Here is a 15,678-nt window from a genome sequence, read left to right on the forward strand (position 1 = left end):
AACTGGCGTAGTCAATAAATTTTTACAACTCTATACAAAGAGTTGTTGCAATTGAACAATTATTATTATAATTCAGTAATTGTTATCATATTACTAGCATCTGCCTGTTATTTCAACAACAAAAAACACCAAGAGACAAAACTCAAGGTGTTTTTAACATTGAAGTAGGTTATTTTGTATAAACTTTTAAAAGTTCTTCGCCTAAAAAGTGTAATTGCTCCCCAATCGTACATGACTCGATACAAAATCGGTGGGCACCAGACTTCCCTCGGTCTTTACGAAGTTGATTTTTAACGAAGCAACCTTCACAATAATTTTCCATCATTTCGTCAATTTCTTTTATGACGGTTACTTTGTCCATCAAATCGATTCACCTCTAAATTTCAATAATTTTTATTTTACTACTTGAAGCATTTAGTTACAATTATTAGCTTTCTACAATTGCTTTTAGTTTACGCTATTCAAACTAATCCTATTCCTCGTCTGCACCTTTTCATATTTCTCTATATCAAATATACTAAAGTAATAAATATGATGTAGCAGGTGACTAAATGATTGAATTATATATTGATGCAGCAACTGCTGGAAATCCTGGTCCTAGCGCAATAGGAATATTCATCAAAGGTGAAGGTCAATTAATTAAAATTGGTGAAGCTATAGGGGAAAATGATAATCATACTACAGAATTCATCGCACTTGTTCGCGGTTTAACAGAAGCATTAAAATTATCTACCGGTATGATCTCTGTTCGTTCTGATTCTAAAATAGTAGTCGCATCTATCGAAAAGGAATATGTAAAAAACGAAGCATATAAACCTTATTTAGAAGAAGCACTCGAACTTTCAAAAAAATTCGATTTATTTTTCATTAAATGGATTCCTAGTTCTGAAAATCGTGCAGCAGATACACTTGCAAGAGAAGCATTGCGTTCATATCAAAAAAAGCAAACTCGTTAATGGAGTTTGCTTTTTTGCTATTTCACATCAGTTAATTGCTTTTTCAATTGCGTTACCATAAATGCTATTGCTCCAATGGTAACAACAAATGCTGCAGCAAGATAAACCTCTACATATCCATACTGTGTGGCAATAATACCAAGAAGCCATGACCCTAAGGCAATCCCTACATCAAATAACGTAAAGAATGTAGCAGTAGCATAGCCAGTACGTCTAGGATCTGTGGATTGAATCGTCATTGATTGGAAACTTGGTACAAGTCCTCCGTAACCAAGTCCAATTAATACACCCGCGAGCATGAATAACACCGGTCCATTGACATAAGCTAGCGCAATTAAACCTAAGATAAAAAGGATAAAACCTGGAATAATAACAAATTTAGGTCCTTTTTGATCATATAAGCGACCTGTAAATGGACGTGTTAACAGCATAGCTGCTGCATAAACGGCATAAAATAAACTTGCAACTTCCATCAAATCCTTTTGTTTTGCGTAAACAGATAAGAAAGATAATACGCTAGCATAAGCAATTGCAACAAAACATGCTAATGCAGCGGTTGGTAATGCCTTCTTCTCGAATAGATCTGAAAGGGCTATCGAGAATTTTTGTTGCTTAGCCACTTGTGGAATATCATCTAATTTAATCGATAGCGCTGCAATACCTCCGATTAAAATAACTGCACTCATAATAATGAACAAAATTTCGAAATTTAAATACTGAATGACCAAAAGACCAACAAAAGGTCCAAGTACTACCGCTAAATTTAGTGACATTGTAAAATACCCAAGTCCTGCACCCTTACGAGATGCTGGAATTATATCTGCAGCTATAGAATTATTGGCCGTCGTTACAATACTGAAGAAAATCCCTTGTATAAAGCGCAGTAATAATAGAAGTGCAAACGGCTTAAAGAATAAATACAGTACGGTACATACAAAGTAACCGATTAAGCTAATATAAAGCAGCTTACGCTTACCAAAATGCTCTAAAACTTTCCCCGTAAATGGTCGTGTAATAATTGCAGATAGCAAGAAGATAGATAATAATAAACCTGCATCACTATCAGAACGGTTTAAATCTTCAGTTGCATAAAGTGGTAACACGGAAACTAATCCGTAAAAAACAAAAAACACGGCCATATTCGTACAAAAAATACTAATAAACCGTTTCGTCCAAATTTTTTCTAACTTTTCCAATGATTAACTCTCCCCTTCAACTTACATATCAGCTCTAGTAGCTGCTGTTGTTCTTCATCATTAAATGTTTCTATCAAGCCCTCCTCAAATTGCAATACAGAAGATAAAACAGCAGGAAATTTTTTCTTACCTTCTTCGGAAAAGGATACTATTTTTTCTCGACGATCTTCCCCTTCTGTTCGCACAATCCAATCAAGCTGCTCTAGTCTTGCAACAGTTCGTGTCACAGTAGGTGCCTCAACTTTTAAATACTTCCAGATATCTGTCAATGACATTGGTCCATTTTTATTAATCGTATAGAGAATCGTCCACTGACTGCTAAAAAGGTCATGTTCTTTTAAACAACTATTTAATTTATTTGTAATATCTCTAGTAGTTTGAAAGATTTCGTGAAATAAAGGATTCATTTGCTTACCTCCGAATTTTATTTACCTAGGTAAATAATAATTTAATTTTATTCCTACTAATATCGTTTGTAAAGAGGGATTTATATTCGAAATTAAAAAAGAGACTACTTTTCTGTTGATTTCCCAACGCAGAATAGTCTCTCATATTATTAAAATTATAAACTTATTTAGGACAACAAAATACTAAAACAGATAAGTTTGACTAAGACCTAGATTAAACATATTAATCACTACTCCAACAAAAAACCGTAAGAGTAATTTCACTCTTACGGTTTACTATAAATAATATAATTTTCAATTTTGAAGTTTATGTTAAACATATTAACTTTAAGTTTTTTTAGCTCTTCTGATTGACTGTTATATTTAAAAAGGCACCTATTGCACCACTAAAGCCATGGTCTTCTAAGAAGATAGGCGTTTTCTTTTTTAAAATTGTGTAGTTGGCGATAACTTTTTTTAATGCGTCGTTTTCGTTTAGAGTTGTACCTATATATATAATATGTTCGACTTGATTTTGTTCTGCTAGCTGGATACTTAATGTTGTGATGACTTCCCCTACTAAACCTTGTACTGTTGCTAAAATATTTTCAATAGGGTGGTTCTTCGTTTCATCAATTCCCATTTTACCAAAGTTACTTGCCGTTAACGTTCCTGCAATCGGAGTATCCATCCCTTGATAAATATCTTGGACTAGAAGATCAATTTCTTGTCTTTCACCATACTGTGCCTTTTTTATAATTTCATGATAGTCGTATATTCCTGTCGTTAATGCTGCCAGTCCGACTAGGGTTCCTCCACCAATACCAGTACCACCAACACGATTATGTGTTTCACCATCCATAAAATGAATGGATGTACCTGTACCAACATTTGTAATGATGCTGCGGTCAAATTGATGACCATGCTGAATTAGTTGATATCGAACCCCTTTTAATGTCGCTTCAAATTCAACTATGTAATGGATGGATTTTACTTCTTTTAGTAAATGTTTAACTTGCTCAGCTCTTCCGCCTGTTAAGCCAATCTCTTCAATCTCAGGGTGATTGCTAATCCAGTCCGTTACAGCTTGTAAGTCGTTCGAAGGGAAATGCTCTAACACTAGCTCGCCAAATTCATTTTCATAAGCTAATTTTGTTAGTGTACCCCCTGCGTCTATTCCAATTGCCTTCGTCATACCATTCTCCTTTGTGATCGCCCAATCTAAACTTTACTGCTATGTGCAGTTTTGTGCAATGATTTCCTACGATGTTATCATTTTTTCTAATTTTCTAGTGAATTATTTTTAAAAAACTATATTCCCTGCAACAACTGTCTTAAGTGCAATGGCGTTTGGAATTTCATCTAATTCGCACTCAAATAAGTCTTTGTCGAAAATCGAAAAGTCCGCATCATATCCCGGCTGTATGGTACCCCTTACCTGTTCCTTGCCAATTACCTTTGCGCTACCGGTTGTATAGAGAGAAATCGCCTCAAAACGTGTAAGTTTTTCTGTTGGAATATATCCTTCATGGCTTTCTTGGTGCTTTTTGCGAGCGATGGCAGCATGGATACCAAGTAAAGGATTCGCATCTTCAATTGGTGCATCGGAACCTCCTGCACATATCAATCCTTTTTCTAAAAAACGTTTAAATGGATATGTCAATTCAGCTCGCTTTGGACCGATTTTATCTACAACCCACGGGAAATCAGAAAGGATGAATTGTGGTTGAATATCTAAAATAACGGGCAATTTACTCATTCGTTCAATCAGTAAATCATTAACGACACTGCAATGAATAAGCCTATCTTTTTTTCCATTCGTTAGAGGATTAGCTTCGATGGCTGTTAATACTTGTTCAAGAGCGGCATCACCGATAATATGGACAGCCACAGCTTCACCATAAGAACGTGCCAATTTTACAAGCTGATCAAGTTGGTTAGAGGTGTGGATGAATAACCCTTTATTTTGTGGCTGATTTTCATATGGTTCAAGTAATGCAGCTGTTGCACCACCAAGTGCCCCATCAGAGAAAATCTTCATAGCACCGGGTTCTACAAATGGCTCAGTATAAGTTGCGTTTGAGGCCATCATTTGTTCGAACGCTAGATGATGCCTTAATAAATGTGCCCTGAAATTTTTCCTTTTACCGATAATTTCATTAAAAGCATTCAGCGGATTGGAAAAATGCCCATAATAACTCATATCTTCAGTATGTCCACCAGTTAAACCAAGTGACAGCAAATGATTGACGGCTAACTCTAATGTATTTGATAATGAATATTCTTGCTCTACAGGTATTTGATCTAAAACTTTGTAAAGCGCTTGATCATATAATAGACCTGTTAATAGACCATTTTCATCCCGGCCTATTTCACCGCCTTCTGGATTTGGCGTTTCTTGAGTAATATTACCAGCAGCCATTGCTGAAGTATTCGCAAGAACGACATGTCTGCATATACGTTTTAGGACGATCGGTTCTTGACGAATAGCATCCAATTCTTGAACAGTTGGAATACGTATATCGTTAAATTGATTTTCATCCCAACCTTCAGCGATTAACCATTCATCACTGGAACAATTAGCAGCTGCTTGTTTAATAACATTTAGCAACTCATCAGAAGATTTTACATTTGTTAAATCCAACCTTAACAGCTTTTCCCCGTAGCCAATCATATGTAAATGACTATCAACAAAACCAGGATACATCACGGCTCCTTGCAAATCAATAACCTTTTCTGCTTGGGTTTTAAGTTCCTCGTACACCCCTACTTTTTTCACCTTACCATCCTCAACAAGTACCGCTTCAACTGTTTCCCCGTCCCGTTGCATCGTGTAAATTGTACCACCAAACCATAATTGTCCCATTTCCCCCGTCCTTCCCCTATATTAGTTTTTCAAAATATTCTTATTATATCATTTTGAACAAAAAAGAAGTATTAATAAGGTAGGTAATCCAGACGTCAATTCTCATTATTATTAAATAAAACTCAATAGATTCATTGATTATTCTCATTGTTTTTTTCTTTTGATAAGCTTCACCCTTTATTGAATATTTAGTAATAAACGTAACTTTTAAATGCATCGCAAACAAAATACATAAATTGTGAATTTTACTTTGTTTTTTTACTTTTATGTACAAAAAAGAAGGACGAACAAAATTCGCCCTTCTTAACACAATTCAACATTAATTATTGACTTGTTAATTTTGTATATATTGAGAAAAGTTTTTGGATTTCATCTTCTGAAAGAATTTTAAAATATTCATGTCGCATTTCAGCACCTAATGAACTAGCTTCCTCTAAGATTTCTAGCCCCAGTGGTGTAATTTGAATATAAGAAATTCTTCTATCAAGTGAATCCTGACATCGAACACAATATTGATTGTGAATTAGTTTTTCTGCTAAATGTGTTAAAGATGGCGGTGCAAACTCAAGGTATTTTGCAATATCCGTGGGTTTACTTTTACCATGTTCTCTTAAATAGCTCAATACTAATATATGTGATATCCCTATATTAACTTTAAATAACTTTTTCCAAGCTAAAATCATATTCTCGTTTGCTTTATCAAGCACATGGATAAGGTCAAATAGGGTAGGATTATTTTTCAATGGCATCCAACTCCATATACAAAATTATTGTGCTGAGAATCCACCATCGATTACAAGTTCAGAACCAGTAACAAATGAAGCTTCATCAGATGCTAAGAAGATTGCAGCATTTGCAATATCAGCTGGTTGTCCAAGACGAGAAAGTGGAGTCGCTTTAACCATAGCTTCTACGTATGCAGCAGAATCTTTTAATACAGCAGTCATTGGTGTTTCGATAATTCCTGGGAATACTGCGTTTACGCGTACGCCGAATTTACCGAATGCAGTTGCAGCAGCTTTAGAGATAGCACGAACAGAACCTTTAGAAGCAGAGTATGCATTTAAGCCCATACCAATTTGTGCTGTGAATGAAGAAATGTTAACGATTGAACCATTTCCATTTTCTTTCATTACTGCAGAAACGTGTTTCATACCTAAGAAAGGTCCGAATGCGTTAATATTGTGCATTAATGACCAGTCATCAACTGTAATAGCTTCCATTGGTTTTTCTGATGAAATTCCAGCGTTATTAACAAGGACATCAATTTTACCGAATTTTTCAACGATATTTTCAACTAGCTCTTTCCAGTTTGCATCATCCATAACATTTAATTTCATTCCGAAAATGTTTTTTCCGTTGTCGATTGCAGCGATTGCAGCATCGTTAATATCAGCTGCAATAACAATTGCGCCTTCTTTAGCAAATAATTCTACCATTTTTGCTCCAATACCTGATGCTCCACCTGTTATGATTGTTACTTTATTATCTAATCTACCCATTATAAAAACTCCTTTAAAAGAAAATATTTAGATGTCTAAGGATTTATGTAAACCGAAACTTATTAGACAACTAAATATTATCACGTTTAAATATTTAACACAAAACATTTATTTTATTTCTATAAGATTTATTTGTTTATACGGATTTAGTTGTATCTTTTTCACTATTTGATATACGATAGTATGGAAGATTTTTTGATTGATCGGAGGAAGACAAAATGTCAGAACAAAAAGCACTCTATAAAGAAGCGATGAGCGTTTTAAAAGCAACAAGTCGTACTTTTTTTATTCCTATTACATTTTTGCAAAAAGAAATGAAAACAACCGTTGCAACGGCATATTTATGCATGCGTGCTATTGATGAAATTGAAGACCATGAGGATTTAGATATCGCTGTTAAAAGCGATCTTTTGCGTCAAGTAAGTGCTATGTTATTAAAACCATTTGATAATGATGCTTACTTGTCATTACTAAAACCATATGAGAATATACTACCTGAAGTAACAATGCGACTTGGTGATTGGCTAGCACTTTGTCCTGAAGATATTCGCGAAACAATCGCTGCTTCTACAAGTGAAATGGCTGAAGGAATGGCTAAGTGGGCAGACAAAAATTGGGTTGTTAAAACTAGAGAAGATTTAGATGACTACACATACTACGTAGCAGGTCTTGTTGGGACAATGCTATCTGATATTTGGCGTTGGGGTGCTGGCATTGAAACAGACCGTGAATTAGCAATCGGCTATGGACGTGGTTTACAAGCGGTTAACATTTTACGCAACCAAGAAGAGGACGATGAACGTGGTGTAAGCTTCATGCCTGATGGGTGGACACGCGATGATCTATTCAAATACGCTGAGGAAAACTTGGCAAAAGGCGATTTGTATAATAAAAGCATTAAAAAACGTAGCATCTTAATGTTCTGTAAAATTCCTTTGGCACTTGCACATAAAACACTACAAGCTATGCGTAACGGTCATGAGAAAATGACGCGTCAAGAGGTTGAACAAACTGTTGAGGAAGTAACTAAGGCAGATTAACCTATACTATTGTACTAAAAGAAATATACAATACAAAAAATGAGCCGAGTAGAATACTTATTCTACTTCGGCTTTTCTTATTTCAAAATATTTAAGTTTTAGAGAAAAGAAGTACTTCCTCAATCCCAGAAATCATATCATACGCGCCTTCTGAAGTATTTGCGCAGACAACGATTTTGAGATTTTGCTTAGGATAAAATGCAGCATGGAAATTAACCCCCGGATCATACCCCATTAACAAATACTTAGATACTTCTTCATCGTTGGTTTCAATCCAAATTCCGTAGCCATATGATAATCTGTCCTCTTCATTGACATGTGGTGTCAACATTAGCTTTGTCATGTGCTCACTCAAAAGATCATAATTTGTTAACGCTTCCCATAATTTCATCATATCTGCTGTTGTTACATAAGCTCCGCCATCGGCCCCTCCCTTTACAGGAAGAGAATATATATTCGTTTTCCATGTACCATCAGAAAGATCAATATAGCCAATCGCTGTTTTTGCAGGCAAAGCATCCAATTCAAAATATCCAGAGTCAAGCATCCCAGCACATTGGAAAATATTCGTTTCAACATATTCGCTAAAACTTAGACCACTTACATGTTCAATTATTAAACCTAGCAATATATATCCCGAATTATTATATTGGAATTTTGCACCTGCAGGATACTTCATTTCCTCATTTTGAAACAATGGTAAGAAATCTTGTAATTTTCTTATATGGTACATAGGTGTCGTAATCCATAGTTCTTCAAAATCGTTCATTACTTCTTCATCAAAATAATCAGGAACACCAGAAGTATGCGTAAGTAAATGGTGAACTGTAATAGTTTCATCAAAATGCGGAAATTCAATTTTTAGACAATCTTGTAATTTCGATTCAAAGGAGAGCTCTCCTTTTTCAATAAGCTGACAAATGGCGATAGCTGTGAAAACTTTACAACCTGAGGCGATACCGTATTTTGTATCTACTTCATTTTCAATTTTATCACTTCGATTAGCGTAGCCGAAACTTACACTAGCTAGTGACTCTGTGCCCTGCTTAGTAAATATGGCACCTGAAAATTGGGTCTCTTTTTGAACAGATTCCATCTTCTGTAACAGATTTTCTTGTCTCATATAGGTTTCCCCCTGCATAGAAGGTTTAAATCTATTTTAATCTCCTTACTTCAACATAACATAAAAAGGGATTTATCGGTATATTTTTCCATCATTTTAGCGTCAGCTGACATATGTACAGTTACTTGAAAGCCGAGTTTTGATGTCAATACTCAGCCCTAAATTCCCCGGAGATCCGACGGCAATAGAATATTTTGACAACAGTGCATGTGCCTCTTCAGAAGTGAGCAATACGTATGAATCTTCTATCGTCAGAAAACCTACTTCTAAAGCTATTTTTTCTGCATGCTTTAAAACTTCTTAAATGCTTCCACGCGCTTTAATCGAACCTGAAATAGGCAATGCATTATCGCATTTTAATAGTAGTTTTCCATCAATAGCATCTCACCCTATTTCATAATCAGTATTACTCAACTCAGAATGTGGGCTGAATTTTTCGTTTAACTAAAGTATTTCTTGAAGTGTTTTACCCCTCTTTAATTGCGGAAAAGCATTCACCAAATTATCAAATTCAATTGAAATCATTTTCATTTCCTCCAAGTTCACGATTTTGTCAAAATTTCTTTGCATAAACGGCGGAAAGCTTCGGCAAATTCCAAATTAGCCTCTTTGGAACGTTTTTTTGGCCCCTTAGTTCTACCACCAGCTTGCCTTATTTTCTGACCTAAATGTCGTGTGAAAAGTAATTGTTCTATATTACTCGATGTGTAATTTCTTCCATTTTGATCAATAGCATAACCCGATTTTGCCAATACCATAGCTGCCAAACCATAATCTTGAGTAACTACTATGTCACCTTTTTGTAAGCGGTTAACTAGTACAAAATCAACGGCATCGCTCCCTTTCGATACCATGACCGTATCCGCACCTTCTCGTTCAATTTGATGAGCAGTATCACAAAAAATGGTTACTTTCAATTGGAATTCCTTCGCTATTTTTATTATTAAATCTACAACTGGACAGCCATCTGCATCTATCAAGATTCTAGTCACATTTATAACCTCATTTACATTTTATTTACAAACTATTAAAACTTATATAATAATTCAAAATTATCATTTTTGATACCGTTTAAATGTATAATAATTCGGTTTTAATGAATATTTATAAAAATTATAATATTGAATTATCAGAAAAATAGAGCTACTATATTATAATAGGTCAAATATTACTGGGGGGTATTCACAATGGTCACAATTACAACAGAATCACAGCAAAATGCAACACAGTATATCGATGATGTGTTTAACAATTTGAAAAAACTCCACTCACATGAGCCTGAGTTTTTACAAGCTGTTAAAGAAATCATTTATTCATTAACTCCTGTTTTTGCTAAACGTCCTGAATTAATGGCGGCAAGTCTATTAGAACGCATCACCGAACCAGAACGTGTAGTAAAATTCCGTGTTTCATGGGTAGACGATAGTGGTAAGGTACAAGTTAACCGTGGTTATCGTGTACAATACAGCAGTGCAATTGGACCTTACAAAGGTGGACTTCGTTTCCATCCATCGGTAAACGAAAGTATTATTAAATTCCTAGGTTTTGAACAAATTTTCAAAAACTCGTTAACTGGCCAACCTATTGGGGGTGCAAAAGGTGGCTCGGATTTCGACCCTAAAGGAAAATCAGATGCTGAAATTATGCGCTTCTGTCAAGCATTCATGACAGAATTACATAAATATATTGGACCAGATGTTGATGTACCTGCTGGTGATATCGGCGTAGGAGCTCGAGAAATCGGCTTCCTATTTGGTCAGTACAACAGAATTCGCGGTGCTTATGAAGCAGGTGTTATTACGGGTAAAATGCCGCGCTTTGGTGGTAGTTTAGCACGTAAAGAAGCAACTGGCTATGGTACAGTTTATTTCGTTCAAGAAATGCTAAAAGAAATTAATGCTACATTTCAAGACGCTACAGTTGTAGTTTCTGGTTCTGGTAACGTTTCAGTTTACGCTATTGAAAAAGCACAACAACTAGGTGCAAAAGTTGTAGCATGTAGCGACTCAAACGGCTATATCTATGATCCAAACGGTATTAACTTAGATACTGTTAAACAAATTAAGGAAATTGAGCATGGCCGTATTAAAGAATATGTGGAACGTCATCCTGAGGCTACTTTTACTGAAGGTTGTTCTGGTATTTGGACAATTCCATGTGACATTGCTCTACCGTGTGCTACACAAAATGAAATTGATGAAGAATCTGCTAAAACACTCGTTACAAACGGTGTAAAAGCTGTCGGTGAAGGTGCGAACATGCCTTCAACTCTTAAAGCAATTCAAATTTACCTAGAAAACAAAATTCTTTTTGCACCTGCTAAAGCAGCAAATGCAGGCGGTGTTGCAGTTTCAGCTCTTGAAATGGCTCAAAATAGCATGCGTATATTCTGGACTTTTGAAGAAGTCGACGAAAAATTACATGATATTATGAAGTCAATTTATTGTAACAGCGTAGATGCTGCAAAAGAATATGGTTATGAAGGTAATTTACTAATTGGTGCGAATATCGCAGGTTTCTTAAAAGTAGCAGATGCAATGATTGCTCAAGGTGTTATTTAATTTTAACACTTTCTATAGTAAAGCTTCAAAGCAGTAAATCCGAATGGGTTTACTGCTTTTCAGATGAATATTCGTCTTTTTTACATAGATTTCCCTTTATTATGAAAAAAACTATCATTTATACGCTAAATAACTTACAATAGCAATGAAACGGAGGCTGAATGTATGGAACTTGTATATCAAGGAAAAACAAAAGATGTGTATCAATTAGAGGATGGTCCTCTATTATTAAAATTCAAAGATGATGTAACGGGTGAAAACGGTGTGTTTGATCCGGGTGCGAATACTGTTGGCTTAACAATTGATGGTGCAGGTCGTGCAGGTTTAAGTCTTACTACATTCTTTTATAAAAAGTTAAATGCAATTGAAGTCCCTACTCATTTCATTTCTTCTGATATAGAAAATGCGACAATGACTGTAAAGCCAGCAACTGTCTTTGGTAAAGGACTTGAAGTTATTTGCCGTTTCCGTGCTGTTGGTAGCTTTTTACGACGCTACGGCGCATATGTAGAAGAAGGACAAAAACTAGAGTCTTTCGTTGAAGTTACAATTAAGGATGATGATCGTTTAGATCCACCTATCTCGGCTGATGCATTAGCTGAACTTCAAATTCTTTCTCTAGAAGAATATGAAACTTTAAAACAACGTACTGTAGAAATTTCAAACTTCGTTAAAGCTGAACTAGCTAAAAAAGGTTTGGAACTTTATGATATTAAATTAGAATTTGGTCGCGATGCTGAAACTGGCGAAATTTTATTAATCGATGAAATTTCTGGTGGAAATATGCGCGCTTACAAAGGTTCAGACTATATTGAACCACTTCAACTTGAAAAAATTATGCTTTCAAAATAAGCAATCTTCAAAGCTAGCCGATCTATTGGCTAGCTTTTTTTAATACATAATAAACTATTTATAATGAATTGTTTTACTTTACCGAATATTTTCAATATAATGAAGATTATTCGAGATTCGTAATTTCAAAGGAGAGATTAGTAATGAAAAAGAGTTTTGCACCACGTCATTTAATACCTGTCGAACAAACTTGGGACTTATCACCTCTTATTGATTCAATTGAGACATACAACGCTGGAATTGCTCAAATTGAAAAAGACGCACTATTATTTAATCAAAAATACACAGGTAATATTATTGATTCTTCGTCTGTCGTACAAGTATTGACAGACTATGAGAAATTAAATGAGAAATTCGTTCCTTTTGGTGCATATGCTAGCCTATCATTAGAAGTAGATCAAACGAATGACGAAGCACAGATGCGTGCAAGTAAGTTTGGATCAATAGCTTCTAAAATTGGCAGCCAATTATCATTCGTACATAGTGATCTTTCAGCACTATCTACTGAAATCTTAGAAGAAGCGGCTACAATTGCTCCTCAATTTGAAAACTATATTAAAGAAATAATCAAGAAAAAAGCGCATCAGTTACATCCAGAAGTCGAAAAAACATTAGCAGCACTTAGCTCTTCTTTAGATGCCCCATACGAGCTTTATAACACGACAAAACTGGTTGATATGAAATTCGACAACTTTACAGCAAACGGAGAATCTTTCCCATTAAACTACAGCTTATTTGAAGGCGACTGGGAATTAGAATCTGACGTTAATATTCGTCGTGCAGCTTTTGAAGCTTTTTCAAAAAAACTTCGTGAGTATCAACATACAACTGCCAAAACGTATAATACGCATGTCACGACTGAAAAAACCCTTTCGGAATTGAGAGGATATGAATCTGTAACAGATTACTTACTATTTGATCAAGAGGTCGACCGTACATTATATAACCGACAAATTGATTTAATTACTACAGAATTAGCACCTCATATGCGCCGTTATGCAAAGCTGTTACAAAAAGTACATGGTTTAGAAAAAATGACGTTTGCTGATTTGAAAATTCCATTAGATCCAGAATTTGAGCCTATGATTACAGTTGAAGAATCAAAGAATTATATTGAAAATGCTCTTAAAGTTATGGGTGATGATTATATGGAAATGATTGAGAAGTCATACAGTGAACGCTGGATTGACTTTGCTCAAAATGAAGGGAAATCAACAGGAGCATTTTGCTCTAGTCCTTATGGATTCCATCCTTATATTTTGATCTCTTGGACTAGTCGTATGAACGAAGTATTTGTTTTAGCTCATGAACTTGGCCATGCAGGACACTTTGTCAATGCACATAAGAAGCAATCATTATTCAACAGTCGTCCTTCAACTTATTTTATCGAGGCTCCTTCTACGATGAATGAGATGTTGATGGCAAATTACTTATTGAAAACAGCAGAAGATACTCGCTTTAAACGTTGGGTTACTGCATCAATTATCTCACGTACTTATTACCATAATTTTGTTACACATTTATTAGAAGCTGCATATCAACGTAAAGTGTATGACAAAGTTGACGCAGGTGAGAGTGTAAATGCAAATGTATTAAATCAATTAAAACGTGAAGTATTGGAAGATTTCTGGGGTGATGCAGTTGAAATCACTGAAGGAGCAGAATTAACTTGGATGCGCCAACCTCACTATTATATGGGCTTATATCCATATACTTATAGTGCCGGCTTAACCATCTCTACACAGGTATCTCAACGTATTTTAAATGAAGGTCAACCCGCTGTTGAAGACTGGTTAAAAGTGTTACAAGCTGGTGGTACTAAGACGCCTGTTGAGCTTGCTCAAATGGCCGGAGTGGATATTACGACTGATGAACCATTGTTAAATACCATTGCTTATATCGGTGGTTTAATCGACCAATTAGAAGTACTAACTGAGGAACTAGACGCAATAATTATAGATAAATAATCTCTTCACCATTCGACTTCTGACTGGCAGTACCAACTGTCTTTCGGAAGTTTTTTATGCTAATATTCTAAATTTTCCGCAGGATTATTACATAATATGTCGAATACACAAAAAACTTGTTATTAATTTCCCCAATGATTCTTTACTACTGTTAAAACTATTTAATCATAAATAGATTTTTACATAGTTTGTTCGTTTGCCTTTTTAAGGAGGAATTCCTAAATGCCGTTTCAAAAAAACTATGAAACTAACTTTAGATAAACTATAGTCAACACAAACCTTTGGATGTTACAAAGGGCACTTTCAAAACCACATTCTCAAAAATATTATTAAGAAGCGTTGCATCCAGTGCACATGAACAAATTGCAAGACTACATTATGATTTTGAAATTGCATCAAACATGCTCTTTCAGAGGAGTTTTCTGCAAATAAAAACGCGACTTAATAATAAAAATTAAAAAGTCGCATCTATTGCCTATGTAATTATTTTATTATACAGGCTTATCTAGAAATATATTTTGTTTGTCGATTTTTTATCCAAACACCCCATACCACCAATAGAATCATACTAGCAGCAGGAATGACATAAGCCATCTGAGGGAATGTTTGTTCAACAAAGCGCTCTCCGTACTTGTCTGCTACAATCATATGCCCCGCTGTATAAGCAATCATTAAAGCACCTATCCAAATAAGAATCGGGAATTTTTCCATTAATTTAATGATTAACTGACTACCAAATACTATGAGTGGAATACTTACAGCAAGTCCAAGTATAACTAAACCCATATGTCCATCTGCAACACCAGCTACTGCTAATACATTATCTAAACTCATAACGAAGTCTGCGATGATAATCGTGCGGATAGCTGCAAATATTGAGCTACCACTTTTTAAGTTAGGATCTTCGCCTTCAGATTTTAATAAATCCAGTGCAATATAAAATAATAATAGACCACCAACTAATTTAACTAATGGAATTTGTAATAACCATACAGCAGCGAATGTAAGTACTACGCGTAAAATAATGGCACCTGCAGTACCAATGAATATGGCTTTTTTCCGTTGTCTTTTTGGTAAGTTACGACATGCTAATGCAATGACGACTGCGTTATCACCACTTAAGACAATGTCTAGTAAAATAATGGATAAGATTTTTGTTATGAAAACTGCATCCATTTTTTCTCCTTCTTTCTAGTTAGATATCGTTTACTATTCTACTCTTATATAAA

General features: G+C 35.1%; 15 protein-coding genes and 1 pseudogene. 5 read left to right on the plus strand and 11 right to left on the minus strand.

Going from position 1 to position 15,678, the window contains the following annotated elements:
* Positions 1 to 169: 169 nt before the first annotated feature.
* A complete protein-coding gene (locus AC3IS5_RS14425; protein WP_053417172.1) occupies positions 170 to 361 on the minus strand; it encodes a zinc-finger domain-containing protein in 192 nt (63 codons plus the stop codon).
* Positions 362 to 551: 190 nt separating this feature from the next.
* Here AC3IS5_RS14425 and AC3IS5_RS14430 point away from each other — a divergent pair, with 190 nt between their 5' ends.
* Positions 552 to 956 carry a ribonuclease HI family protein gene (locus tag AC3IS5_RS14430; protein ID WP_193738993.1) on the plus strand — a complete coding sequence of 135 codons (405 nt, stop codon included), beginning with the start codon at positions 552 to 554 and terminating at the stop codon, positions 954 to 956.
* A 17-nt stretch (positions 957 to 973) separates the two neighbouring features.
* Here the strand turns inward: AC3IS5_RS14430 and AC3IS5_RS14435 are convergent, their stop codons facing one another.
* The 6 genes from AC3IS5_RS14435 to AC3IS5_RS14460 all read right to left on the minus strand — a co-directional run bounded on the left by AC3IS5_RS14435 (position 974) and on the right by AC3IS5_RS14460 (position 6,906).
* Entirely contained in the window at positions 974 to 2,152 is a 1,179-nt protein-coding gene (locus tag AC3IS5_RS14435; RefSeq protein WP_489425047.1) for an MFS transporter, read from the minus strand.
* On the minus strand, positions 2,140 to 2,559 hold the full coding sequence (locus AC3IS5_RS14440; RefSeq protein ID WP_489425048.1) for a MarR family winged helix-turn-helix transcriptional regulator: 420 nt from the start codon (positions 2,557 to 2,559) through the stop codon (positions 2,140 to 2,142). Before AC3IS5_RS14440 ends, AC3IS5_RS14435 begins: the two co-directional genes overlap by 13 nt.
* Positions 2,560 to 2,896: 337 nt before the next feature.
* Complete coding sequence (gene coaW, locus AC3IS5_RS14445) at positions 2,897 to 3,733, minus strand: type II pantothenate kinase (RefSeq protein WP_489425049.1); 837 nt, start codon at positions 3,731 to 3,733, stop codon at positions 2,897 to 2,899.
* A gap of 108 nt (positions 3,734 to 3,841) precedes the next feature.
* Complete coding sequence (locus AC3IS5_RS14450; RefSeq protein ID WP_489425050.1) at positions 3,842 to 5,404, minus strand: amidohydrolase; 1,563 nt, start codon at positions 5,402 to 5,404, stop codon at positions 3,842 to 3,844.
* A gap of 323 nt (positions 5,405 to 5,727) precedes the next feature.
* On the minus strand, positions 5,728 to 6,147 hold the full coding sequence (locus tag AC3IS5_RS14455) for a MarR family winged helix-turn-helix transcriptional regulator (RefSeq protein WP_489425051.1): 420 nt from the start codon (positions 6,145 to 6,147) through the stop codon (positions 5,728 to 5,730).
* Positions 6,148 to 6,171: 24 nt separating this feature from the next.
* Positions 6,172 to 6,906 carry an SDR family NAD(P)-dependent oxidoreductase gene (locus AC3IS5_RS14460; RefSeq protein ID WP_489425052.1) on the minus strand — a complete coding sequence of 245 codons (735 nt, stop codon included), beginning with the start codon at positions 6,904 to 6,906 and terminating at the stop codon, positions 6,172 to 6,174.
* 218 nt (positions 6,907 to 7,124) lie between these two features.
* On the opposite strand from AC3IS5_RS14460, the gene AC3IS5_RS14465 reads away from it, so the two are divergent.
* Positions 7,125 to 7,946, plus strand: a complete 822-nt coding sequence (locus tag AC3IS5_RS14465) for a squalene/phytoene synthase family protein (RefSeq protein ID WP_489425053.1) — start codon at positions 7,125 to 7,127, stop codon at positions 7,944 to 7,946.
* Positions 7,947 to 8,037: 91 nt separating this feature from the next.
* Here the strand turns inward: AC3IS5_RS14465 and AC3IS5_RS14470 are convergent, their stop codons facing one another.
* From AC3IS5_RS14470 to AC3IS5_RS14480, 3 genes and pseudogenes are all read right to left on the minus strand, one after another.
* A complete protein-coding gene (locus AC3IS5_RS14470) occupies positions 8,038 to 9,069 on the minus strand; it encodes a serine hydrolase domain-containing protein (protein ID WP_489425054.1) in 1,032 nt (343 codons plus the stop codon).
* Positions 9,070 to 9,152: 83 nt separating this feature from the next.
* Positions 9,153 to 9,447 (minus strand): annotated as a pseudogene (locus AC3IS5_RS14475) (D-serine ammonia-lyase); the annotation flags it as partial.
* A gap of 164 nt (positions 9,448 to 9,611) precedes the next feature.
* Positions 9,612 to 10,061: a YaiI/YqxD family protein gene (locus tag AC3IS5_RS14480; protein WP_489425055.1), complete on the minus strand. Its 450-nt coding sequence runs from the start codon at positions 10,059 to 10,061 to the stop codon at positions 9,612 to 9,614.
* A gap of 195 nt (positions 10,062 to 10,256) precedes the next feature.
* Here AC3IS5_RS14480 and gdhA point away from each other — a divergent pair, with 195 nt between their 5' ends.
* The 3 genes from gdhA (at position 10,257) to pepF (ending at position 14,449) form a co-directional block, all read left to right on the plus strand.
* Positions 10,257 to 11,630, plus strand: a complete 1,374-nt coding sequence (gdhA, locus tag AC3IS5_RS14485) for an NADP-specific glutamate dehydrogenase (protein ID WP_489425056.1) — start codon at positions 10,257 to 10,259, stop codon at positions 11,628 to 11,630.
* 165 nt (positions 11,631 to 11,795) lie between these two features.
* Positions 11,796 to 12,482: a phosphoribosylaminoimidazolesuccinocarboxamide synthase gene (locus AC3IS5_RS14490; RefSeq protein WP_489425057.1), complete on the plus strand. Its 687-nt coding sequence runs from the start codon at positions 11,796 to 11,798 to the stop codon at positions 12,480 to 12,482.
* A gap of 143 nt (positions 12,483 to 12,625) precedes the next feature.
* Entirely contained in the window at positions 12,626 to 14,449 is a 1,824-nt protein-coding gene (gene pepF, locus AC3IS5_RS14495; RefSeq protein ID WP_489425058.1) for an oligoendopeptidase F, read from the plus strand.
* Between the two features lie 501 nt (positions 14,450 to 14,950).
* Here pepF and AC3IS5_RS14500 read toward each other — a convergent pair.
* Positions 14,951 to 15,625 carry a TerC family protein gene (locus AC3IS5_RS14500; RefSeq protein WP_489425059.1) on the minus strand — a complete coding sequence of 225 codons (675 nt, stop codon included), beginning with the start codon at positions 15,623 to 15,625 and terminating at the stop codon, positions 14,951 to 14,953.
* Positions 15,626 to 15,678 lie beyond the last annotated feature (53 nt).

The sequence above is a fragment of the Viridibacillus sp. KH_047 genome (assembly GCF_057838945.1).

Bases quoted from the DNA above. Each gene is read 5' to 3' on its own strand.
- AC3IS5_RS14425 (WP_053417172.1), bottom strand. From the start codon at position 361: ATGGACAAAGTAACCGTCATAAAAGAAATTGACGAAATGATGGAAAAT.
- AC3IS5_RS14430 (WP_193738993.1), top strand. From the start codon at position 552: ATGATTGAATTATATATTGATGCAGCAACTGCTGGAAATCCTGGTCCT.
- AC3IS5_RS14440 (WP_489425048.1), bottom strand. From the start codon at position 2,559: ATGAATCCTTTATTTCACGAAATCTTTCAAACTACTAGAGATATTACA.
- coaW (WP_489425049.1), bottom strand. From the start codon at position 3,733: ATGACGAAGGCAATTGGAATAGACGCAGGGGGTACACTAACAAAATTA.
- AC3IS5_RS14450 (WP_489425050.1), bottom strand. From the start codon at position 5,404: ATGGGACAATTATGGTTTGGTGGTACAATTTACACGATGCAACGGGAC.
- AC3IS5_RS14460 (WP_489425052.1), bottom strand. From the start codon at position 6,906: ATGGGTAGATTAGATAATAAAGTAACAATCATAACAGGTGGAGCATCA.
- AC3IS5_RS14465 (WP_489425053.1), top strand. From the start codon at position 7,125: ATGTCAGAACAAAAAGCACTCTATAAAGAAGCGATGAGCGTTTTAAAA.
- AC3IS5_RS14470 (WP_489425054.1), bottom strand. From the start codon at position 9,069: ATGAGACAAGAAAATCTGTTACAGAAGATGGAATCTGTTCAAAAAGAG.
- gdhA (WP_489425056.1), top strand. From the start codon at position 10,257: ATGGTCACAATTACAACAGAATCACAGCAAAATGCAACACAGTATATC.
- AC3IS5_RS14490 (WP_489425057.1), top strand. From the start codon at position 11,796: ATGGAACTTGTATATCAAGGAAAAACAAAAGATGTGTATCAATTAGAG.
- pepF (WP_489425058.1), top strand. From the start codon at position 12,626: ATGAAAAAGAGTTTTGCACCACGTCATTTAATACCTGTCGAACAAACT.
- AC3IS5_RS14500 (WP_489425059.1), bottom strand. From the start codon at position 15,625: ATGGATGCAGTTTTCATAACAAAAATCTTATCCATTATTTTACTAGAC.